At 64.0% G+C, this 22,478-nt stretch carries 21 protein-coding genes; 11 read left to right on the forward strand and 10 right to left on the reverse strand.

Annotated elements, in window-relative coordinates:
- Position 1 precedes the first annotated feature (1 nt).
- The 6 genes from BMW89_RS34340 to BMW89_RS34365 all read right to left on the reverse strand — a co-directional run bounded on the left by BMW89_RS34340 (position 2) and on the right by BMW89_RS34365 (position 7,444).
- Positions 2 to 181, reverse strand: a complete 180-nt coding sequence (locus BMW89_RS34340) for a DUF4089 domain-containing protein (protein ID WP_177196528.1) — start codon at positions 179 to 181, stop codon at positions 2 to 4.
- A gap of 15 nt (positions 182 to 196) precedes the next feature.
- On the reverse strand, positions 197 to 1,930 hold the full coding sequence (locus BMW89_RS34345; protein ID WP_092034766.1) for a dipeptide ABC transporter ATP-binding protein: 1,734 nt from the start codon (positions 1,928 to 1,930) through the stop codon (positions 197 to 199).
- Between the two features lie 94 nt (positions 1,931 to 2,024).
- Entirely contained in the window at positions 2,025 to 2,924 is a 900-nt protein-coding gene (locus BMW89_RS34350) for an ABC transporter permease (protein WP_092034767.1), read from the reverse strand.
- A gap of 9 nt (positions 2,925 to 2,933) precedes the next feature.
- Positions 2,934 to 3,947, reverse strand: a complete 1,014-nt coding sequence (locus BMW89_RS34355) for an ABC transporter permease (RefSeq protein ID WP_092034768.1) — start codon at positions 3,945 to 3,947, stop codon at positions 2,934 to 2,936.
- 255 nt (positions 3,948 to 4,202) lie between these two features.
- On the reverse strand, positions 4,203 to 5,825 hold the full coding sequence (locus tag BMW89_RS34360; RefSeq protein ID WP_092034769.1) for an ABC transporter substrate-binding protein: 1,623 nt from the start codon (positions 5,823 to 5,825) through the stop codon (positions 4,203 to 4,205).
- A 224-nt stretch (positions 5,826 to 6,049) separates the two neighbouring features.
- Positions 6,050 to 7,444 (reverse strand): caspase family protein, encoded by a 1,395-nt coding sequence (locus BMW89_RS34365; RefSeq protein ID WP_244547762.1) that lies wholly within the window; start codon positions 7,442 to 7,444, stop codon positions 6,050 to 6,052.
- Positions 7,445 to 7,860: 416 nt separating this feature from the next.
- Between BMW89_RS34365 and BMW89_RS34370 the strand changes: the two genes are divergently transcribed.
- The 4 genes from BMW89_RS34370 to BMW89_RS34385 all read left to right on the forward strand — a co-directional run bounded on the left by BMW89_RS34370 (position 7,861) and on the right by BMW89_RS34385 (position 9,963).
- Positions 7,861 to 8,355, forward strand: coding sequence for a hypothetical protein (locus BMW89_RS34370; protein ID WP_092034771.1), 495 nt, complete (start codon positions 7,861 to 7,863; stop codon positions 8,353 to 8,355).
- A gap of 80 nt (positions 8,356 to 8,435) precedes the next feature.
- Complete coding sequence (locus BMW89_RS34375; protein WP_092034772.1) at positions 8,436 to 8,984, forward strand: hypothetical protein; 549 nt, start codon at positions 8,436 to 8,438, stop codon at positions 8,982 to 8,984.
- Positions 8,985 to 8,994: 10 nt separating this feature from the next.
- Entirely contained in the window at positions 8,995 to 9,483 is a 489-nt protein-coding gene (locus tag BMW89_RS34380; RefSeq protein WP_244547763.1) for a hypothetical protein, read from the forward strand.
- 24 nt (positions 9,484 to 9,507) lie between these two features.
- On the forward strand, positions 9,508 to 9,963 hold the full coding sequence (locus BMW89_RS34385; RefSeq protein ID WP_143062878.1) for a hypothetical protein: 456 nt from the start codon (positions 9,508 to 9,510) through the stop codon (positions 9,961 to 9,963).
- Between the two features lie 51 nt (positions 9,964 to 10,014).
- On the opposite strand, the gene BMW89_RS34390 is transcribed toward BMW89_RS34385, so the two are convergent.
- The 4 genes from BMW89_RS34390 to ugpB all read right to left on the reverse strand — a co-directional run bounded on the left by BMW89_RS34390 (position 10,015) and on the right by ugpB (position 13,909).
- Entirely contained in the window at positions 10,015 to 10,950 is a 936-nt protein-coding gene (locus BMW89_RS34390) for an aminoglycoside phosphotransferase family protein (RefSeq protein ID WP_244547764.1), read from the reverse strand.
- Positions 10,951 to 11,019: 69 nt separating this feature from the next.
- On the reverse strand, positions 11,020 to 11,295 hold the full coding sequence (locus BMW89_RS34395) for a protealysin inhibitor emfourin (protein ID WP_092034775.1): 276 nt from the start codon (positions 11,293 to 11,295) through the stop codon (positions 11,020 to 11,022).
- A gap of 24 nt (positions 11,296 to 11,319) precedes the next feature.
- Positions 11,320 to 12,351, reverse strand: coding sequence for a M4 family metallopeptidase (locus tag BMW89_RS34400; RefSeq protein WP_092034776.1), 1,032 nt, complete (start codon positions 12,349 to 12,351; stop codon positions 11,320 to 11,322).
- Positions 12,352 to 12,568: 217 nt separating this feature from the next.
- Positions 12,569 to 13,909: a sn-glycerol-3-phosphate ABC transporter substrate-binding protein UgpB gene (ugpB, locus tag BMW89_RS34405; protein WP_092034801.1), complete on the reverse strand. Its 1,341-nt coding sequence runs from the start codon at positions 13,907 to 13,909 to the stop codon at positions 12,569 to 12,571.
- Between the two features lie 188 nt (positions 13,910 to 14,097).
- On the opposite strand from ugpB, the gene BMW89_RS34410 reads away from it, so the two are divergent.
- The 7 genes from BMW89_RS34410 to BMW89_RS34440 all read left to right on the forward strand — a co-directional run bounded on the left by BMW89_RS34410 (position 14,098) and on the right by BMW89_RS34440 (position 22,450).
- Complete coding sequence (locus BMW89_RS34410) at positions 14,098 to 15,093, forward strand: TRAP transporter substrate-binding protein (protein WP_092034802.1); 996 nt, start codon at positions 14,098 to 14,100, stop codon at positions 15,091 to 15,093.
- A gap of 84 nt (positions 15,094 to 15,177) precedes the next feature.
- Positions 15,178 to 17,178: a sensor histidine kinase gene (locus BMW89_RS34415; RefSeq protein WP_244547765.1), complete on the forward strand. Its 2,001-nt coding sequence runs from the start codon at positions 15,178 to 15,180 to the stop codon at positions 17,176 to 17,178.
- Positions 17,148 to 18,893 (forward strand): ATP-binding response regulator, encoded by a 1,746-nt coding sequence (locus tag BMW89_RS34420; RefSeq protein ID WP_092034777.1) that lies wholly within the window; start codon positions 17,148 to 17,150, stop codon positions 18,891 to 18,893. The genes BMW89_RS34415 and BMW89_RS34420 overlap by 31 nt, the downstream gene beginning before the upstream one ends.
- 10 nt (positions 18,894 to 18,903) lie before the next feature.
- Positions 18,904 to 19,641 (forward strand): response regulator, encoded by a 738-nt coding sequence (locus BMW89_RS34425; protein ID WP_092034778.1) that lies wholly within the window; start codon positions 18,904 to 18,906, stop codon positions 19,639 to 19,641.
- Positions 19,642 to 19,967: 326 nt separating this feature from the next.
- Positions 19,968 to 20,579: a sigma-70 family RNA polymerase sigma factor gene (locus BMW89_RS34430; RefSeq protein ID WP_092034779.1), complete on the forward strand. Its 612-nt coding sequence runs from the start codon at positions 19,968 to 19,970 to the stop codon at positions 20,577 to 20,579.
- A 552-nt stretch (positions 20,580 to 21,131) separates the two neighbouring features.
- Positions 21,132 to 21,830, forward strand: coding sequence for a cytochrome c biogenesis CcdA family protein (locus BMW89_RS34435; protein WP_092034780.1), 699 nt, complete (start codon positions 21,132 to 21,134; stop codon positions 21,828 to 21,830).
- A 32-nt stretch (positions 21,831 to 21,862) separates the two neighbouring features.
- A complete protein-coding gene (locus BMW89_RS34440; protein ID WP_092034781.1) occupies positions 21,863 to 22,450 on the forward strand; it encodes a thioredoxin family protein in 588 nt (195 codons plus the stop codon).
- Positions 22,451 to 22,478: the final 28 nt, after the last annotated feature.

The raw sequence follows: 22,478 nt of genomic DNA on the forward strand, positions 1-22,478 counted from the left end.
GTCAGGCGGTGAAGACCGGCGCCGGCTCGGTCTCGTCCGGCAGCGCGAATTCGTCGACCAAGCGGGCGAGCCGCAGCGACACTTCGAGATTGGCGCGGACCACCGGTCTCCAGGCCTCTTCGACCGGCAGCGCCAGCGCTTTGGAAACGGCGTCGATATAGTCGTCCAGCGGCTCGGCCATCACGCTCCCAAACAATCAGTGCACCGGCAACGGCGGATGCGGGATCGCCGTCAGCAGTTCCTTGGTGTAGTCGTCCTGCGGATCGCTCAAAACCCTTTCGGAAGAGCCTTCCTCGACGATTCGACCCGACCGCATGACAATGACACGATCGCACAACAAGCGCACTACATTCAAATCATGCGAGACGAACAGATAGCTCATACCTAGCCGCGCCTTGAGGTCCTGGAGCAGGTTCAGAACCACGGCCTGGACCGAGACGTCCAGCGCCGCCGTCGGCTCGTCCAGGATGACGAGCTTCGGATGCAGGGCGATGGCGCGGGCGATGCCGACGCGGGCCTTCTGGCCACCGGACAATTGGTGCGGAAACCGATCCAGCAGATTGTGCGGCAGGCCGACCATGGTGGCGAGCTCCTCGCAGCGAAAGCGCAGCGCGTCGCGGCCCCTGATGTCGCCGAGCTGCATGATGGGATCGGCGATGGCGCGCACGGCGGTGAAGCGCGGATTGAGGCTGTCGGTCGGGTCCTGGAACACCATCTGGATGCGGCTGCGCTGCGGCAGCCGGGCGAAGGAGGCAGGCGCCATGGCGCCGATGTCCTCGCCGTCGAACTGGATCAGGCCTGAGGTCTGGTCGAGCAGGCGCATCACCATCATCGAGGTGGTCGATTTGCCGCAGCCGGATTCGCCGACCAGGCCGACGCTCTCGCCATGGCCGATCGAGAAGCTGATGCCGTCGACCGCGCGGAACACATCGGGCTCCACGGGCGGCTTGCGGCCAAACAGTTTTCCGAGCGTGGCAGTCGCACCCTGGCGGGGATATTCCTTGACCAGCTTCTCGATGAGGAGGAGCGGCGTCTTCTCCGCGCCTGCTGCGGCCGTCGGAGCGGTTTCGTGCGCGGCGCTTGCGGCGGCGAGTGCAGCACCCTCCTCCTCCGGCAACAGATCCCGCAGGCTCACACCAAGCCGCGGCGTCGCGCGCATCAGCTTCTTTGTATAAGGGTGCTGCGGGTTGGCAAAAATGTCGGCGGCCTTGGCGGTCTCGACCACGCGGCCCTTCTCCATCACCACGACACGGTCGCAATAGGCGGCGGCCAGTCCGAGATCGTGCGTGATCAAAATGGTCGACATCGCCTTGCGCTTGGTCAGCTCGACGATCAGATCCATCACCGCCTTCTGGGTGGTGACGTCGAGACCGGTGGTCGGCTCGTCCGCGATCAGCAGCTGCGGATTGCAGGCCAGCGCGAGCGCGATGACGACGCGCTGGCACATGCCGCCGGAGAGCTCGAACGGATAGGCATGATAGCGCTCGCGCGGACGGGCGATCTTGACCTGCTCCAGCGCCTCGATCGCCTTTTCGCCGCGATCCGAAACCATGGCCTGCTGCACATGGGTGCGCAGCACGTCCTCGATCTGGTCGCCGACTTTGCGGATCGGGTTGAGCGCGGCACGCGGGTTCTGGAAGATCATCGAGACTTCGCGCCCGCGCAGATCGCGCATCTGGTCTTCGGTCGCGGCCTTGACGTCGATGCCGGAGAACATCACTGAGCCCTCGGCGATCCGCCCGGCACGATCGAGGATGCGCATCACCGCATAGGACGTCACCGACTTGCCGGAGCCGGATTCGCCGACGATGGCGAGCGTCTCGCCCTTGGCGACGGAGATGTTGACGTGCTGCACGGCTTTCACGATGCCGCGGCGGGTGGTGAATTCGACCGTGAGATCCTGGACGTCGAGCAGCGGCTGGGCGGTCATGGACGGCTCCCGTCACTCAGGAGATCGAAAACAACCCCATGCACAGTAGAAGCCGCACTGAGATCATTGAAGAATTTTCGTGGGGCCTTTTCCATCACGTCCTCCGCTGGGGATCGACGATGTCGCGAAGGCCGTCGCCGAGGAGGTTGAAGCAGAACACGGCGATCATCAGCGCGAGGCCGGGGAAGAGCGCGATCCACCATTCGCCCGAGACCATGAAACCCGCACCCTCGGCGACCATGATGCCCCATTCGGCGGTCGGCGGGCGAACGCCGAGGCCGATGAAGGAGAGGCCGGCGGCATTGAGGATGGCGTAACCCATGGTCAGCGACATCTGCACGATCATGATCGGCATGATGTTCGGCAGGATGTGCACCAGCAGGATACGGAATTCGCCGTTGCCGGAGAGGCGCGCGGCCTGCACGAAGCCGGCGTTGCGGCGGACATTGGCTTCGGCGCGGGCAACGCGAGCATAGAGCGGGAAGTTCACGATGGCGGTCGCCAGAATGATGTTCTGCACGGTGTTGCCGAGCGCCGCGACGATACCCATCGCCAGCACGAACAGCGGGAAGGCCATGATGGTGTCGGCGATGCGGCCGACGATGCGATCGGTCCAGCCGCCAAAGTAACCCGCCGCGATGCCGGCGAGGCCGCCCATCAAGAACACCAGCACGACGGAGGCGACCGCGATGAACGTATCGAGCCGCGTGGCCACCACGACGCGGCTGAAGATGTCGCGGCCGAGCTGGTCGGTGCCGAACCAGTGCGCGGCCGACGGCGCTTTCAACGCCGCCACCGTGTCGGAGGCGAGCGGATCGTACGGCACCACATAGGGGCCGAAGACCGCGGCCAGGAGAATGACGATCAGCAGGCCGAAGGAAAAGCCAGTGACCTTGTTCTCACCGAGGACGTAGCGGGTCTGTTCGAGGAGCGCGACAAATCCCGACGTACGCGCGGGACCAGCCGGTTCAACAGCAGGTGCAACGGAGCTCATCTTTCACCCCTAGCCTTCAAGCCTTACGCGCGGATCGATCACGCCATAGAGAATGTCGATCACGAGATTCAAAAGCACGTACATGACCGCCATGGTGAGGACAAAACCCTGCACCGGCGCGAAATCCGACGAGATCAACGCTTCCACCGCGTAGGAGCCGATGCCGGGCCAGGCGAACACTTTTTCGACCAACACGTTGGCGCCGAGCAGGAAGGAGAACACCATGCTGAGCGTGGTGATCACAGGCAGCATCGCATTGCGAAACGCGTAGGTGACGATGACGGTGGCCGGCGACAGGCCGCTGGCGCGCGCGGTACGGACGAATTCGGAAGACAGCACCGCGAGCATCGAGGCGCGCGTCATGCGCGCGATCGGTGCCAGCGAGAAGATCGCAAGCGTCGTCGCCGGCAGGATGAGCTGACTGCACGCCGAACGAAACGCCTCGAGATCGCGCGCGAGCAGCGTGTCGATCAGGTAGAATCCTGTGACCGTCGGCGGCGCGCTGTAGAACACGTCGAGCCGGCCGAGTGGCGCGGGCGACCAGCCGAGCTGGAAGTAGAAGACATAGACCAGCACGAGACCGGTGAAGAACACGGGCAACGACACGCCGGCTGTCGTCGTCACCCGACATAAATGATCGACCCATGATCCCGGTCGCGTTGCCGCCAGCACGCCGAGCGGAATGGCGATGACGATCGAGACGATGAGGCCGAGCAAGGTCAGTTCTGCGGAGGCCGGCAGGCGATTGCGGATCTCGGCCGCGACCGGCTGTCCCGTTGTCAGCGAGTTGCCGAAATCGCCGTGTGCGAGATCGTTGGTGTAGCGGAAGAACTGCTCGATCAGCGGCTTGTCGAGGCCGAGCTTTTTCCGGATCTGCTCGACGGCTTCCTTGGTGGCAGCGGGCCCGGCGAAGTACGCGGCGGGGTCGCCGGGCAGCGCACGTGTCAGCAGGAAAGTGACGATGACGACGCCGATTAGCGATGGAATCGCGAACATCAGGCGCTTGCCGATCATGGTCAGCATGGCATGGGACTCCAAGATGACGAAGCTCCGCCAGTTGCTGGCAAGAGTTCTGCCGCTTGCGCGGCTGCGCTCCCTCTCCCCTTGTGGGAGAGGGTTGGGGTGAGGGGTAGCCGCAAGCGAAGTCGGAGTTCGTGGCTACCCCTCACCCTGCCCCTCTCCCACAAGGGGAGAGGGAATGAGAGAGCGGTGGCCACCTCACTCGAATCCGAAAGACCAACAGATGCCGATGCGTCGCCGACGATCAGCATGACCCCCTCACCCCTTCGCCATCGCGCGATAGTCCAGGCGGCGGTGGAACCAGTATTGGTAGCCGCTGATGTTCTTCTGCATCGCGACGTTGACGAACGGTTGATACAGCGGGATGCGCGGGATGTCGCTGAAGGCGAGATCGACAAAACCCTTCACGTCCTTGTCGTAAGTCGCCGTGTCGCCGACAGCTGCCGCGTTGCGCGCGCCGTCGATCAGCTTGTCCATCTCCGGCGACTTGTAGCTCATGGTGTTGAAGACGGAATTGTTGCCGTGATAGCACCAGTAGAAGAAGTATTCGGGGTAATCGAGCCAGCCCGAGAACACGTTGGTGAAGAGCGGCATTTCCTTCTTGTTCAATTCGGTGCGCCAGTTGGCGCCGGGCACCTTGTTGATGGTGGTCTTGATGCCGATTTGTGCGAGGCTTTCCTGCACCAGCACGCAGAGCGGTTCGTTGACGCCCGCGAAATTCAAGTCGAACGAGATCGTGGTCTCGAAGCCGTTGGCGAGGCCTGCTTCCGCCATCAGCGCCTTCGCCTTCTCGATATCGGTGTTGTATTTGTGCGGCTGCGGCCAGGCGACTTCAGTCGGCTTGTCCTTGGGTGCACCGAACATCGGGTTTGCCAGCCCGAACATCACCGCGTCCATGATCTTCTGATAGGGGATCGCGTAGGCAACCGCCTGGCGTACCTTTGGATTGTCAAAGGGCGGCTTGGTCACATTCATGCCGATGTACTGGATGCCGTTGGAGAACGGCAGCGACACCACATTGAGCTTGCCGCTCGCCTTCATCTCCTGAAAGTCCTTGAACGGCAATTCGTAGGAGATGTCGGCGTCGCCGCGTTCCAGCAGCGCGCGACGGTTGCCGGCCTGCGGCACCATGCGCCAGATCACGCGCTTGATCTTCGGCAAGGGGCCGCCGACCCAATCCTCATTGCGCTCCATCACCACTTCGGTGCCGGCCGTCCACTTCGTCACCTTGTAGGCGCCGGAGCCGGCGGTCTGCTGCTTGGTATATTCGAGACCCCAGGGGTCCTTCTCGCTGGCGTTCTTTTTCACCAGCTCGGAATTGATGATGCAGGGAACGATGACGGCGAGATCGGGAATCGTCAGCCTGTCCTTCTTCAGGAAATCGACGCGCACCGTATAGTCGTCGATCACGACGAACTGCTCCGGCTTGGTCAGCGAGCCCGCGCTCATCTGGAAGGTCGGGAAGCCGCCGACGGTGACGGCGCGATCGAGCGACCACTTCACGTCTTTCGCCGTGACCGGCGTTCCGTCGTGGAATTTGGCGTTCTTCTTCAGCTTGAAGGTGACCGACATGTCGTCGATCTTGAAGTCCTCGGCGAGCTCGCCCTTGAACTTGTCGCGGTCGTAATAGGGCACTCCGCCGGGGCCGACCTTCATCTCGTGGCTGATCAGGCGGTCGTAGCAATTCCAGGACACCTCATAGCCGGGCACGTTGGTGCCGACGCCGTGGATGTCGAGATTGTTGGGGCCACCTTCCGAGACGATCAGCAGCGTCTCCGAGCGCGCATCGGCATAAGCGGACGAGATTACGGACGGCATCGCCGGAAGCGTCGCGCCCGCGGCCAATCCGGAAACAGACTTGAGGAAATCGCGGCGTTTCATGAAACTGCTCCAACTCGAAAGTTTCTGGTTGGAACAGGGATTCGCAAGGTTCGTGCCAGAGCTTAATGAAACCTCGATTTCCGTCTAATCCATTGAAATAGCTAATTAATATAACATTATGCGCAAATGACGCCCGAGGCCCAAGACTCAGGCATTGCATACAAAGACGCTCATTTGCTCATCAAATAGACTAAAAAGATCTGCGGCTTATTTGATAGGCGGGCCTATTGGCAGAAGTCCTCGTTGTTGACCCGCAAGCACCTTGGCGCCGCGACCGTCTTCTGCCTGGCGCAGCCGTCGTTGCCGTCCACCTTCTTCAGCGCCCGCAGCGCGGCCATGGTCGGACGATACCAAAGGAAGTGCTCGTCGGAGAGCTGCGACGCCCGGCGCAGGCCCTGGATGGTGGCGGCATCGAACGCCCCGCTTTGCTCGCCTGAGAAGCAATCGAGCCGCGCCAATTGCGCCTGGATGAGCTGTACCAGCTCACGGCCCTCATAGGTCGGCCCGGCGCTGTCGAGCACGGTGATCTCGCGCAGGCGCGAGGCCGCGCCGCGCGCTTCGTCGGCTTCGGGGGAATTGGGAAACAGCGCGGCGACGAGATCGTAGGCCTCTGGCGTCCGCGTCTGCCGCGCGCGATCGAGCACGATTGACGCGGCGGAAGCCACCACGGGCCCGCTACCGGCCGCCCCCTTTTTCAGCTCGGCCACGGCGGCGCGCGCCTCATTGGCTTCCGGGCTCGCCGGAAAGCGGTCGATCAGGAGATCGTAGAGCGCGACATTGCCGGTCTCCTTCGCCGCGGCGAGCAATTGCGCGGCCGGGCTCGGCGGTGGCGGCGGCGGCACGAAGAAGAAGTCGAGCTCGAGCGAGGTGGATTCCCAGGGGATCTGCTGCTCGCCGGTGGCGAGCCGGACCTGGCGGCGTACGCTCTTGAACACGTCCTCCAGCCGCTCGCCGGGTACGACCACCGCATCCGCAAGCGCCTTGGTATAGGGGCTATGGCCGTCCTCGCCGTCGAAGGCGGTCTTGCCCGAGCCGGTGGCTGACGCAATGAACACGCCGTAGACCGCGCCCATCGGCACCAGTCCGGCCGTACTCACTGCTATGCCCGGCGGAAACGGATTATCGCGGCAGGCATCGACGATGAGGATGTTGAGCGCATTGCCGGCGCTGGCGAGACGATCGGCGATGCGTTTGACGGCGAGTGATTGCTGCACGATGTCGGCGCGCCGCTTGATGTCGGCATTGACGGGCACGAGATAGTTGGCGCCATCGCTCTCGACGCCATGGCCGGCATAATAGAGCAATGCGACGGTCGAAGGTCCGCTTGCCCTGACCTTCAGTGCAAACTCCTCGACATCCTGCGACAGGCTTTTCAGGTCGCGGTCGGCAACGGCGGTGACCTCGAAGCCGGTCTGCCGCAGTCTTTCTGCGATGAGCTGGGCATCGCGCCCGGGATTGGCGAGCGTGCCGAGCTTGGAATAGCTGGCATTGCCGATCACCAGCGCGAGCCGCGGCGCGGAGGCAGCCACGGTCTTCCGTTCGCTTGCAGCCAAGGCCGACTGGGCCGCAAGCAGGCTCAAGAGCCAGACCAATAATCCGAATTCAAAAGATTTTCGCATCTGCGTCATGACCATCAGGCAACGCAAAACCTTAGGCGAACGCCTCGCCGCTGTCATTCCGGAGCCCTCAATAAATTGACGGTCAATGAACGATATGCTTGGATTCTGCGGATTGATGATTCCGATCTTTTCCGCGATGCGGCAGTCGCGCTCGCGATCACAGATTTCCTCTTGCCCCGGCCACCCTTGCGAGATCGCGCGTGGCCCTGACGTGCTGCGGATCACATTGGGAAGGGTTTTTCGCAGTTAAAGGTGATCCGGGAATCAGGACATGCCGCGCGGGTTCGCGGCCGGCAGTGGTATCGCTGCCGGTTGCGAGGTCGAGGTCATTCCCAAGCTTTCAAGTTGTTCTTTCAAGTTTGTCCTCGGAGCAAGAACCGCTCTCAAAATTCGTTTCAGACGGCAGGGGTATATTCATGAGGGGCCATGCATCTGGAATTCCGCATCGCAGCCTGTCGAGACTTGCGATTTGCGTCGGCGTATCGGGTCTGCTGGCGCTGCTCATCGGCGGAGCGCCATTCGAAAGCCGTGAGGCCATGGCGCTCACCCCGGTCGGCACGGCCGCACACAACGCGGATGCCGAACTCAACAAGTGTGGCAGCAACACCGGCACGGCGCTCTACGGCTGCGTCGCAAATGTGCTGAACAATTTGTGCTACCAGATCGGACGGAGCGCGATACCACCCGGGATAAAACAACCGTTCGACGGAGCCGTTTCGCGGCTGCGACGCGCCGTCGACAAGGTTCAGGCGCTCTCGGCGCTCGCGCAGGCCCGGGCGGTGATTTCAGGCGCCTTGCAGCAGGCAAGATCGATCGGGCATGTCGAGGGCGGCACCGCCGATGCTCAGGACCTCGCGGCCATTTCCGCAGTGCTCGGCCACGCCGTCCAACTGATACAATCCAAGGGGTGATACGCCTGACTCCCATAATCCCCCTCAGGCCAGCGAGGCTGGCCGCGACCGTTGCGGCGGTTGCTGCCTTGGCGGGGCTCATGGCCTCGGCGGGGCTTATTGCCTCGGCGGGGCCTTCCTCTGCCGGCGTGCTGAGCGGACGCGAATTCCAGAACCTGATCGCGGGCGGGCCTGAAGGCACGACCATCGTGTTTCAGGGCGGCACCGACAAGATCTTCTACTCGCCGAGCCTGAAGAACCGGCTGCGCCAGAGCGCCGAGCTCGGCCCCGACTTCCTCAAGCAGAAGATCCTCCAGAACACCGTGACCGAGGGCACCTTCATCGGCGCGACCATCGAGGACGGCAAATGGCGCACCATTTCGGGGATCGCCGGCATCGCCGCCGATTCCGACAGCGGCCATGGCGTGCTGACGCTGCTCCAGACCTTTCCAGAGGACACCAGCATCAAGGCCTTCCAGAAGCGCGACCGGCTCTATGCCGTCGTCATCGTCGAGGACGCGCCGGGCGGCGTCGTGTGCCGCAGATCACAGTGGGAGAGATTGTTCGCACTTAAGGGTGAACCGAAGCTGACGACGGTGCCGTGCGAATTCACGGTAGGCAACGCGGTGACGCCAACGGCACCGCGATAGGGGGACGTTCATGACGACACTGATTCTCGGAGCCCGCACGGGCTTCCGGCGTAAGGGCGTGCGGATCCTGGCGCTGATCCTGCTGGCGATGCTGGCCGCGCTGGTCCCCAACCGGGACGCATCCGCTTCCACCGTGCTGAACGCCGCCGCGGCCACCGCCAATTCCGGCCTGTCCGGCTGCAATACCAGCCAGGGCAAGGCGCTCTACAATTGCGTCGCCGATGTGCTCGAGCGCACGGCCAACGACCTCAATTCGATCAGGGTCGGCGAGACGCAACGGGCGCTGCTGACGGCCGCGAGCCAGCTCCGCGCCGCAAACAGCAAGGCGCAGGCGCTCTCCGCCATCACGCAATGCCAGGCCGCCATCGCCGGCGCGTTGCGGCAGGTGAAGGCCACCCCCGGCGGCACCATGAGGGTGCCGGGATGGGGCGACAACGGGCTAGCCTCCATCGTGGGCGTGCTGGCGCGCGCGGCGCGGATGATCCAGGCCAAGGGATAACGAGGGATAGAGGAGGACTACGTCATGATTTCAGGAAACAAACTGATCAGGTCGACGGTAACGGGCCTGCGGATCGTCACGGCCTTGCTGTTGCTCGCAGCCATCCCGCTGAGCACCGGCTCGGTCCGTGCCGGCATGGGGATGGCCGCGGCCGCAGCGGTCGGCAGTTCGGGCCTCGAGGCGTGTCGCACCACCAGCGGCAAGGTTCTCTACGACTGCGTCGCGGGCGTGCTGGACAGGATGAGCGGCACCCTGCCGCGAGCTGCCGATCCCGAGGTACGCGGCGCGTTGCAGACCGCGGCGGCGCAATTGCGGGCCGCGAGCAACAAGGCGCAGGCGCTCTCCGCCATCGCGCAATGCCGCTCGGTATTCTCAGGCCTGATCCAGCATCTGCGATCGACCGGCGGAGACGCGCCCGGCCTCAGCGCCATCGCCGGCGTGCTGAGCAAGGCGGCGGCGCTGATCCAGTCGAAGGGATAGGCCCGATCCCGGGCCGCGGCGGGCAGTGCTCGCCGCAGCCTGCTCGCCGCTTCAGCTCGCCCAGATCAGATCCTGCAGCGCGACCAGATCGTCCGCTTGCTGCTGCCAGCCCTCGATGCAGATGTGGCTGTTGAGATCGCTGGCCTGATGCAGCAGCATCAGGGCCATCAGCCGCCGCTTGAGCGCGAAATCGAGCTTCGCATAGCCAAAACCTTCGAGCAGGCTGCACACGCGGCCGGGTCGGCCGGCCGCCATGAAGGCGCTGGGGCCGAGCAGATCGTAGTCGCGCCATCCCGCCCGCACGTCGCCGAAATCGAACAGACCCGCGAGCGACCATGTGCCGTCATCGCAGGCGAGCAGAAAATTCTCCGGAATGTATTCACCGGTCAGGATCACCGGCGATGCGTCCATCGGAATCAGTTTTGTCGCATCGCGCAGCAGATCATCGAGGCCTTCGAGAAATTTTTGCGCAAGGCCGAGGCGCGCGTGCCGTGCCTTGCAGCCTTGCATCTGGGCGCGCATGAAATCGTCCCAGCGCGGCTCGATCTGCGCGAGCGGTCCAAGCGGCGCGCGCTGCACGGCGGCGATGGTCTCGCCGATCTGGCGCAGCACGCGCTCCTTCTGCGCTTCCGGCAAGGACGGCCAGACCTCCGAGCCGAGCGTGCCTGATAGCCGCGTGATGACGAGATAGGGCCAGCCATCGCGGGTCCCTTCTGCGACGATTTTGGGGATCGGCAGATGAAGCCGCCCTGCGAGCTGCGTGAGAGAGCCGCGCTCGGAGACGAATTGCGCGCGGAGCAGCGGCGGGAAGATTTTCAGGATCAGGCTTTCGCCGAGGCCGACGACGAGATTGGTGCCGGTCGAAAACACATGCGGCGAGCCGACATCGAGACCGTGGCTGCGCGCGATGTCGAGCGCGACCGGCAGCCATCGCGCCCGCTCGGCACGCAAGGCGCGGTAGGCATCCAAGCTCGTCGACGCGGACATGCCCCAAGCCCCTGCCGAACAAGCGCCCGCGGAATCCGGCGGCAGCGTCCCCTCCATCACAGCATCAACCTATTCCAACACATCCTTGACGCTGTTCTTGATGGTCGGGGGCACCGCATGCTCGGGGATTTCGATCGTCGTGGCACCGCGCGTGATCCGGTAACTGAACGCGTCGGCTTGGCCCGGATGCGCGGCAGGAACTTTCTTTGGATCGGCAAACAACGCGTCCACCGTCTTCTGATCGGCGGCCGACAGATCCGACAATGCCACTTCACCGCGACTCTTGAGGTGAGGGCCGCCGAAGCCGGCGACCCCTCCGATGCGCTCGATCTTCAGACGATCCACGCGTCCTTCCTTTCGTAACTCGCTTTAGAGCCCGACCTTCTTCCATCCCGTATCGACGGCGGCCGAGACCGCGGCGTCGCCAGGATACAACGTGTGGGCACCCTGCCGGGTCCGCGCCGCAAACGCCTTCATGGTCATGTTCGGCGTCGGCCCGAAACCCGTGAGCGAATGATACCACACCTGCCCGATCTTGGCCCAACTGTATCCGCCAAGCGTCGTGCAGGCCGTGCAGAAGGCGAGGTTCGGCGGGCCGCTGGAGTAATGCGGATCCATGCCGGGCGTGATCTGGGAGTATTTGGTCGGCTGCGGCGCCAGGCAGTGCTTGGCCGCGGGATCGGCCATGTCGCGCAGGCAGATGAAGCCCTGCTTCTTGGAAGCGGGACCCATGATGTCCTTGCCGATCAGCCAGTCGGCCTTCTTGACGTCCTGCTTGGCTTCCCACTGCCGGAACATCGAGCCGAAACAGTCGGAGATGCTCTCGTTGAGGCCGCCGGCATCGCCGCTATAGGCGAGCTGGAGGCTGTGCTGGGTCACGCCATGGGTCAGCTCATGGCCGATGACGTCGTTGCCCCTGGTGAAGTCGACGAAGATGCTGCCGTCGCCGTCGCCATAGATCATCTGCGAGCCGTTCCACATGGCGTTGTTGTACTTGTCGCCGAAATGAACCGACGACATCATGGTCATGCCGTGATCGTCGATCGAATTGCGGTTGAAGACCTGCTGATAGAACTTCGCCACCTTGGAGGTCTGGTTGAAGGTGCGCTTGACCGAGCCGTCCGAAGACGTCTTCGGCTTCGGTATGGGCGTCCCCGGCAGCGTCTGCGTGTGTTTGCAGTCGTAGACGGTGACGGACGGCGCCGCCGCCAGCGTGATCATGCCGCCGGCGCGCGCCGCGGCAACGCTGGTCAGTCGCCCGGCCTGTGTCCGCATTTCGCGCAGCTCATGACTGATCTGGACCGTGTCGACCAATTGCTTGCGAAGCGGAGCAGACAGCTTCTTGTCCTGTGAGAGCCTGGTCAGAACGTCGTTCGGGATGATGCAACATGTGCAAGGCATAGGTGATCTCCACTAGTTGTTCCGAAAATGGATGGATCAAACAACCCTAGGATTATTCCTGCCGGCGAGCGGCAAGCGTCGGCGCCAGCCTGGCGTCACGCGTTCGAGATTATCGCAGGTGGGCGGCCCGTTGCGTGTGAACTCGCACACACTTCGGGGTTGTGCGATGTCCGGCCGCAGTCGCCGGCGAACGAGGCCCGCGGGTGTGGCGTAGCCCCTATCGATCCGGGCTGGCGCGCTCGAACTGGCGCAGCAGCTTGTTACCGCGCTCGACGGCGGCATCGAGCGCTGATTGCGCGCTCTTCTGGCCGGCAAAGGCCCGCTCGAGCTCGTCCTCGATCGCGCCGCGGATCAGCACGAAGGAGCCGAGCCGGATGCCTTTCGAGTTCTCGGTCGGCGGATGCAGCGTGATCTCCTCGAACGAGATCGCGAAGCCCGGATTGCGCTCGTAGAAACCTTGCGCGCGCGTCAGCTCGAATGCGGCGCGGGTAACAGGCAGATATCCGGTGTTCTGGTGCCAGGCAGCCTGCACGCCGGGCTGCGACAGATAGGCGAAGAACCGCGCCACGCCCTTGTATTCCTCGCGCGGCCGGTCGCGCAGCACCCACAGCGTGGCGCCGCCGATGATCGAATTCTGCGGCGCGTCCTTCACGTCGGGCCAATACGGCATCATGCCGTAGCCGATCTCGAATTTCGAATTCGCCTTGATGTCGGCGCGCGTCGCCGAAGAGCCGATGAAGATGCCGCATTCGCCGTTCTGGAAGCGCGGCTCGGCCGTTTGCCCACGGCCGCTATAGTCGAACAGTTTCGTCTTTTGCCACTCGGCAAGCTGGGCGATGTGTTTCACGATAACAGGATTGTTGATGGTCAATTCCGCATCGAGGCCGGCAAAACCATTCGCGCGCGTGGCCAGCGGCAGATTGTGAAACGCCGAAAAATTCTCGATGTGGATCCAGGACGGCCACGACGTGGTGAAGCCGCACGCAGCGCCGCGGTCGCGCAGGCGTTTTGCAGCGGCACCAAGCTCGGGCCAGGTCTTCGGCGGCGTCTCCGGATCGAGGCCCGCGTCACGAAACATGGTCTTGTTGTAGTAGAGGATCGGCGTCGACGAATTGAACGGGAACGACAACAGATTGCCGGCCGCATCGGTGTAATAGCCGGAGACCGCGGGAAGGTAATCGTTGAGCGAGAACGGCTCGCCCATGTCGCGCATCAGGCTGAACACCGGGTAGATCGCGCCCTTGGCCGCGGTCATGGTCGCGGTGGCGACCTCGTTGACCTGGACGATCGCGGGCTGGCTGCGCGAGCGAAAGGCGAAGATCGCCGCCGTCACCGTCTCGGTGTAATTGCCCTTGTAAGCAGGCACGATCCGGTAATCGGATTGCGCGGCGTTGAAATCGGACGTGAGTTTTTCGAGCTGCTTGCCGAGCTCGCCGGACATGGCGTGCCACAGCGCGATGTCGGTTGCAGCGCGCGCCTGCGCGGTGACCATGAAGACCGCGGCGGCGGCAATGACCTGTAAAAAGCGTAATGCTGAAATCACGATGGCACTTCCCATCTCGCGCGGCAAAAAGCGACCGCATCCTGCTTACGGCGGGGCATTGCCGGTTTCAACCGGGAATGAGGCCGAGACGCGGCGCACAATCACCCCGCGGGCCCGGCGCGGGATGGCCTTCCCCTAACCATCTGCTAGATTGCATTGAACCTTTTGCTCCCGCCATAGACTCCACCACTGAGGGGTTGAGTGTGCCAGTGTTGAACCGTGCCGAACTCTCGCGGGCCGGGGTGGTTTTCGTCGCGCTTCTGCTCGCCACCTGCGCGACGAGCGCCGTTGCGCGTGAATTCCGCGCTGCCGACACCCAGACCGAGGATTACCCCACCGTGCAGGCGCTGCGCTTCATGGGCGCGCTGATCAATGAGCGCACCGGCGGCCGGCACGAGATCAAGGTGTTCCACTCCCGCCAGCTCGGTGAGGAAAAGGAAACCATCGAGCAGACCCGGGTCGGCGCGATCGACCTCAACCGGACCAATGTCGCTCTGATCGGCAACTTCGTCCCGGCGATGAACGTGCTCGCGATGCCGTTCCTGTTCCGATCGATCGAGCACATGCAGAAGGTGCTGGACGGGCCTGTTGGCAGCGAGATCCTGGACAGTTTCGAGCCCTACGGCTTCGTCGGGCTCGCCTTCTACGATTCCGGCGCGCGGTCGATCTACAACGGCGTCCGTCCCGTCAGGAGCGTCGCCGATCTGAAGGGCCTGCGGATCCGGGTGCAGCAATCGGAGTTGATGAGCGAGATGATCCGCGCGCTCGGCGCCGAGCCGGTCGAGATGCCCTATGGGCAGGTGCTCACCGGGCTTGCCAACCATCTGATCGACGGCGCCGAAAACAACTGGCCATCCTTCGTGACCACGGACCATTACAAATATGCCGGCTACCTCGCGCTCACCGGGCACACGATGAGCCCCGAGGTACTGGTGATCTCGCTCAAGGCCTGGAAAAGCCTGTCGGCGGACGACCAGCAGATTTTCCGCGAGGCCGCGGCGCGCTCCAGCCGTTTCATGCGCGAGAAATGGCGCGATCTCGAGGAGCAGTCGCAGCTTAAGGCGCAAGCGGCCGGCGTCACCATCGTCAGTGAGATCGACCGCAAGCCGTTCGAGGACGCGATGGCTGCGATCTATGCCAAGGCCGGACGCGATCCCGCCGCGGCGGCGCTGATCGAACGCATTCGCAAGGTGGAGTGAGGCCTGTTGCCTGCGCTTGGACATAGCGAGCACGCAGACCGGCCACCCGGCCCGATCGGGCGGCTGCGCGCGCGTCTCGTCGGCATGCTCCGGGCCGTGCCGATCCGCTGGCGCATCCTGTCGATCGCTGCGCTGAACTCCGCCGTGGTGATTGTGCTGGTGGCGATGATCTGGAACGGCTCGCAGGTGCTCGGCTCGGCCTGGGACGACGTGCGCCAGGTGCGCGAATCCGACCGCATCCTGGCGCTGCTCGAAAGCGAGACCGGGCGGCTGCAGAACCTGATCCACCGCTACATCAACCAGCCGAGCCCGGACCTGTTCGCCGAGATCCTGCTGCTGCGCGAGGCGGTGCTGGGCACGCTGACCAACCGCGCCGCCAAGGACCCGATGCTGTCGGGCTCGGTCGAGGAGCTGGAGCGCACCACCGACCGCTTCCTCAACGGCTTTGGCGAGCTGCGCAGCGTGCAGGCGACCATCGCCAGGACCTATGAAGACCAGGTGCAGGGTCCGGCCAGGGACATGGCCGGCCTCTACTCCGTCATCGAAGGCGCCACCGGGCATCGCGACGCGCTGATCTGGCCCTCGCTCGGCAAGTCGCGCGAGGCTTTCACCGCGATGCTGGTGGCGGCCAATTCCTATTATCTGTCGCTGTCGCCGGGCGCGGCCGACGATGCGCGCCGCAACACCGAGACGATCGAGAAGACCATTCCCGTGATGATCGATCTCGCCGACAACGATCTTCAGCGCATGGCGCTGCAGCGGTTGGCTGCCCGCACCATGGCGCTGCGCGAGGGGTTCGCAAAGCTCTCCGAGCAACTGACGAGCCGAACTGAACTGCTGCGCAACACCATCGATGCCAGCCAGGCCGAGGCGATCGGTGCCATCGACGACCTCTCGACAAAAATGCGCCAGCGCGAGCAGAAGGCGCAGGAAACCTTCGACCGCACGCTGGCGGATATTTCGCGGCGGGTGCTCTCGATCGCGGTGATCTTCCTCGGCATCATCCTTACCGCCGGTGTGCTGATCGCACTGTCGATCCGGCTGCCGCTGCAGCAGATCATGACCGCGATGCGCGCGATCACGCTCGGCGATCTCGGCCGCGAGGTGCAGGGCACGCGCGCGCGCGACGAGGTCGGCGCCATGGCGCGCGCGGTGGAAGTGTTCCGCGAGAACGCGATTGCCAAGCGCGAGACCGAGGACGAGCTGCGCGCGTCGAAGGAAAAGGCCGAGAGCGCGCTGCTCGAGCTCAACACCGCGCAGCAGAATTTAATCGACGCCGAGCGGCTCGCAGCCCTCGGCGGCCTCGTCGCCGGCGTCGCCCACGAAGTCAACAACCCGATCGGCATCAGCCTGACGGTTGCGTCCAGCTTTGCCCGGCGCACCGACATCTTCGAGGCCCAGCTCAAGGGCGACGGCGGCCTGCGCCGCTCGCAGTTGGAGGAATTCGTGCAGTCTTCGCGCGATGCCTCGCAGCAGTTGGTCGCCAACCTCACCCGCGCCGGCGAATTGATCCAGTCGTTCAAGCAGGTCGCGGTCGACCGCTCGCATGCGGAGCGGCGGCAATTCTCACTCAGCGAAGCCACCGACCAGATCATTGCAAGCCTCAGGCCGGTGCTGAAGCGCTCGCCGACCACGCTCCAGGTCGACGTGCCCGAGGGACTGCTGCTCGACGGCTATCCCGGCTCCTACGGCCAGATCCTGACCAATTTGTTCCTCAACGCCGCCAACCATGCCTTCGCCGACGGGCGCGCCGGCACCATCACGATCTCGGCGCGGCCGCGCGGGGCCGACGACATCGAGATCATCTTCACCGACGACGGGGCCGGCATGACCCCCGACGTGCAGCGCCAGGCCTTTGACCCATTCTTTACCACTCGGCGCAATGAAGGTGGCACGGGACTCGGCCTCCATATCGTCTATAACCTCGTCACCCAGCAGCTCGGCGGTCGCATGATGCTGGAATCCAAGCTGGGACAAGGCACTACTTTTCGCATTATCATACCCCGGGTCGCCAAGGGCGGCGCGCAAAGCACAGAGACTGACGGGACTTCTCAATGGCCGAACAGGACGATGTCCTCCACCTGATCGACGATACCGGTACCGCGTCGGAGGAGACCAACGCCCGGAAATGGAAGATCGCCGTCATCGACGACGATCAGGCCGTGCATGACGGCACCCGTTTTGCGCTCTCGGACTACAATCTCAACGGCCAGGGCCTGGAGATCCTCTCGGCGCATTCCGCGGCCGAAGGTCGCAAGCTGATGGCCGAGCACGGCGACATCGCCGCGGTGCTGCTCGACGTCATCATGGAGACCGACGTCGCCGGCCTTGAGCTGGTCGAATACATCCGCAACGAGCTTCAGAACGAGACCGTGCGCATCATCCTGCGCACCGGACAGCCGGGCCAGGCGCCGGAGCGGCGCGTGATCGTGCAGTACGACATCAACGACTACAAGGCCAAGACCGAGCTCACCGCCGACAAGCTGTTCACCTCGCTGACCGCGGCGCTGCGCTCCTATCAGCAGCTCGAGCGCATGGTGCAGACCCGCCGCGGGCTCGAGATCATCATCGACGCGGCATCGACCCTGTACGACTTCAAGTCGATGCAGCGGCTCGCCGAGGGCGTGCTGACCCAGCTCGCCTCGCTGCTCAATGTCGATTGCGCCGGTATACTGGTTTTGCGCGACAATGGCGGCATCGACCCCGAGCTCTCGGTGCTCGCCGGCAGCGGCTGCTACAGCCGCTTCATCGGCACCACGTCATCCAAGGCACTCGACCCTGATTTACGCGCGATGGTGGAAGCCGCCTTCCAGGGCCGCAAGAACGAATTCGCCGACCATCGCAGCGTGATCTATCTGCGCACCGGCAGCGGCCGCGAGGTGGTGGTGCTGCTCCAGGCCGAGCGCGAGCTGTCGGAGACCGACCGCTCGCTGGTCGAAATCTTCTCCAGCCGGCTCTCGATCGCCTTCGACAACGTCATCCTCTACCAGCAGCTCCAGGACGCCAACACCCAGCTGGAAGACCGCGTCGCCCAGCGCACCCGCGCGCTGATGCAGGCCAACCGCCGCCTGTCGGCGCAATGGCTGCGGCTGCAGCGCGCCAACGGCTTCAAGAACGAGATTCTGGGCACCGTCGCGCACGATCTGAAGAATCCGCTCGGCGTCATCCTCGGCCGCACCGAGATGCTGAAGGAGCTGATCTCGACCGGCGCTTCGGCGAGCGGCGTGGTCGCCCAGGTCGACCACATCCGCGACGCCACCAAGCGCCTGACCACGATGGTCGATCATTTGATCTCGGACGCGATGGCCGACGCCTTCGACATCACCATCCGCCGCGAGCCGGTTGATGTCGCAGCCCTGGTCAAGGAAGTCGCCGAGGCCAACCAGCCGCTCGCCGTCAACAAGCAGCAGGCGATCCACGTCACGGCGCCGGCCAACATCGTCACCATGTGCGACACCGACCGCATCCGCGAAGCCATCGACAATCTCATCAGCAACGCCATCAAATACTCACCGATCGGCGGCAAGATCACCGTCGCAGTCACCCATGAGGGCCATGACACCGTGGTCCGCGTCAGCGACGAGGGCGCGGGCCTGTCGCCGGAGGATCTCGGCCGCCTGTTCGGCCGGTTCCAGCGGCTGTCGGCAAAACCGACCGCCGGCGAGAGCTCCACGGGGCTTGGGTTGTCCATCGTCAAGCGTATTGTGGACATGCATGGCGGCGAGGTGACCGCCGACAGCGGCGGCCCCGGCAAAGGCTCGACCTTCACCATCACCCTTCCCGCGACCGAACTGCCGTGATGTAGAGACCATGACCCAAAGCCAGCACATCATGATTGTCGACGACGAGGCCCCGGCCAGGGAGATGGTCGGCGATTACCTCAAGATGCACGGCTTCACCGTGACGCTGTGCGACGGCGGCAAGTCGCTGCGCACCGCGATCGACGGCGGCATGCCCGACCTCGTCGTGCTCGACCTCAACATGCCCGAGGAAGACGGCCTCTCGATCATCCGCGACCTCAAGAGCCGCATCAACGTCCCCGTCATCATGCTCACGGCGACAGCGAGCCCGATCGACCGCGTCGTCGGATTGGAGCTCGGTGCCGACGATTACGTGGCAAAACCCTGCGAACTGCGCGAGCTGATGGCGCGCATCCGTTCGGTGCTCCGGCGGAGCACGCCGATGAAGGCTGCTGCGGCCGAGGCGACGCCCACGAAATCCGACAAGGAGCAATTGGTGCGGTTCGGCACCAAATGGCTCGATCTCGAAGCCCAGGCCTTGCGCGACGACGAGGGCAACGAACATCCGCTGACCGCGTCCGAGTTCGGGCTACTCAAGGTGTTCGCGGCCAATCCGAAGCGCGTGCTGTCGCGCGAGCGTCTGCTGGAATTGGCCAATGCGCGCGATGCCGAAGCCTTCGACCGCGCCGTCGATCTGCGCATCATGCGCATCCGCCGCAAGATCGAGCCCGACCCGACCAAGCCCGCCGTGATCCGCACCATCCGCGGCGGCGGCTATCTGTTCTCGCCCGCTGGCGAGAAGGCGTAGGGCTGGCCACGGACTAGGTGCCGAGGGTGGCTGGTCCCGGATCTGCGCTGACGCTTGTCCGGGACGACAGTGGCGGGTGAGGCGCGACGGAACGCAAACGTTCAAAATTCGTTCCGCGCCCCCAAACCCCACCCCCGTATTTTCCGTACATTGAAATTCCACGACTTTTTGCCCCGAATGTTTCGTCGCGACCCTCGCGACGAAACAATTTGACGGCGCACGAAACCATTTTCCCCTTTTCGTGCAGACGTCCCGAAACGTTGGCTCATTAACACTTTGATCCAAGGAAACGCCGCTCGGTTGCGGCGCTACGGGGAGCCAAGTCAATGCCGAACGTCATCGCCATCAACGCCCAGGCCAGCCAGAGCATCATTGCCGCTCAGGCGACTTCGGACGTCATGCTTCTGGAAAGCATTGCCGACGGCAACCGGACGTCCATGCACATCCTTTATTGTCGGCACAATGTGCGGGTTTATCGCTTCATCCTGCGCATCGTGCGTGACGCAACCACCGCCGAAGACCTGGTCAGCCAGGTGTTTTTGGATGTGTGGCGGACCGCCGGCCAATTCCAGGGCCGCTCGCAGGTCTCGACCTGGCTGCTGTCGATCGCCCGCTTCAAGGCGCTGACCGCGATGCGCCAGCGCCGTTTCGAGGACATCGACCAGGAAGACGTGCGCCAGATTCCCGATGGCTCCGATACGCCGGAGACGTCGCTCGACCGCAGCGACACCAGCGCAATCCTGCGCGCCTGCGTCGCCAAGCTGTCGCCCGCGCATCGCGAGATCATCACCCTCGTCTACTACCATGAGAAGTCGGTGGAGGAGGTCGGTCAGATCATCGGCATCCCCCAGAGCACGGTGAAGACCCGGATGTTCTACGCCCGCAAGCAGTTGGCCGATTTGCTTAAGGGTGCCGGCGTCGATCGCTTCGCTGCCTGAAGGGCAAGGATTTCAATGGGATAGGACCTCGGTTTTGGCCCCATCCCGGACACGGAAGTGTTACCGCCCACGAAACAATTGAAACAAACCACAACATCAGGCGGAAAAACTTCGTCCCTATAAAGATCACATACGGTTTCATTAAACCTCCCAAGACCTCCAGCGACCCGGACGATGCCCCCGTCCGGGTCGTTTTGTATTTGGGCTTAGGCGCATCACGGCACCATGTTGTGACTGAGCCAGGTCAGGCGGGCACAGGTTTCTCATTCCCTCCCCCCTTGCGGGGGTCCGAGGCGAGCGAAGCTCGCTCTCGAGGGCAGGGAGAGGGGTCCACACCGGGACTCCATCAACCTCTCTTCTTCGCAACGGCGACACCATTTCCTGGGCCACCCCTCTCCCCCGCCCTCCCCCGCAAGGGGGGAGGGAGCGCACCGTTGCTGCGGCCGGCAGAGTGCCGCGCGAAACAGCGGCGCCGTCACGAACGTGTGACGCGCGTAACGATCCGCGCATTGGGCCGAACCTCCCCTCGTGACCTCCATCACGAGTGCCCCGATGCTCGAATTTCTCTTCGCCGTCCTTGCCGGTGTCCTCACCATCGCCGCGCCGTGCACCTTGCCGATGTTGCCGATCCTGCTCGGCGCCTCAATCGGGCGCGCGGGACATTTGCGTCCCACCATGATCGCGCTCGGTTTCGTCGTCTCGTTCTCCGCAGTCGCGTTGCTGCTCGGCGCACTGACGCGGCTGTTCGATTTCGATCCGAACGTGCTGCGCGAGGCCGCCTCGGTCCTGCTGCTCGGCTTCGGCCTGTTGATGCTGTGGCCGGCGCCGTTCGAATGGCTGTCGATCCGGCTCAATGGCTGGCTCGATCTCGGCAATTCCAGCGCCACACAGCGCGAAGGCGCGCTCGGCGGGCTCATCCTTGGCACCACGCTCGGCCTGGTCTGGACGCCCTGCGCCGGCCCCGTGCTCGGCTCGATCCTGACGCTGGTTGCGACCTCCAGGAATTTGGCCTGGGCCAGCGTGCTGCTGATCGCCTACGCGATCGGCGCGGCGATCCCGATGCTGGCGATCGCCTATGGCGGACAGGCCGTGACCACGCGCGTGCGCAGCCTCGCCCGCATCTCGCCGCGGCTCCAGCAGGGCTTTGGCATCGTCGTGATCGCCTTCGCGGTCGCCGCCTACTTCCAATACGACACGCTGATCGTGGCGTGGCTCACCGGGTTCTACCCCACCGGCCAGATCGGCCTGTGATCATTCTGCATCTCAACCGGAGGACGTCTTCCATGACTTTCAAACTGCTCGCCGTCTCCGCCGCCCTGATCGGCATCGCCGTGACAGGCGCCGTCATCCCCGGCATCTGCGACGAGGCTGCGCGCGCAACGCCCATCGTCAGCGCCCCTGCGGTGCCGATCCAGGTCGCGGCCGCGAGCCAGCAGGCCGCGCCCGATTTCACCGGCATCAGCAGCTGGTTCAACTCAAAGCCACTCAGCATCGCCAACCTCCGCGGCAAGGTCGTGCTGGTCGATTTCTGGACCTATGGCTGCGTCAACTGCGTCAACACGCTGCCGCACGTCACCGAGCTCTACGCCAAATACCGGGATAAGGGCCTGGTCGTGGTCGGCGTGCACACGCCGGAATTCCCGTTCGAGCGCTCGGCCTCCAACGTGCAGGCGGCACTGAAGCGCCACGGCATCACCTATCCGGTGGCGCAGGACAATGATTCCAGGACCTGGGATGCCTACAGCAACCGATATTGGCCGGCGCAATACCTCATCGACCAGAACGGCAAGATCGTCTTCCAGCACGAAGGCGAAGGCCGCTACGACGAGATCGACCGCGCCGTGGCGAAGCTGCTGAACGCCAGCAGCTGATCCCGCACGGGCATCGGCGGCTGGTTTC

Source organism: Bradyrhizobium sp. OK095 (genome assembly GCF_900109945.1).
GTDB lineage: Bacteria > Pseudomonadota > Alphaproteobacteria > Rhizobiales > Xanthobacteraceae > Bradyrhizobium.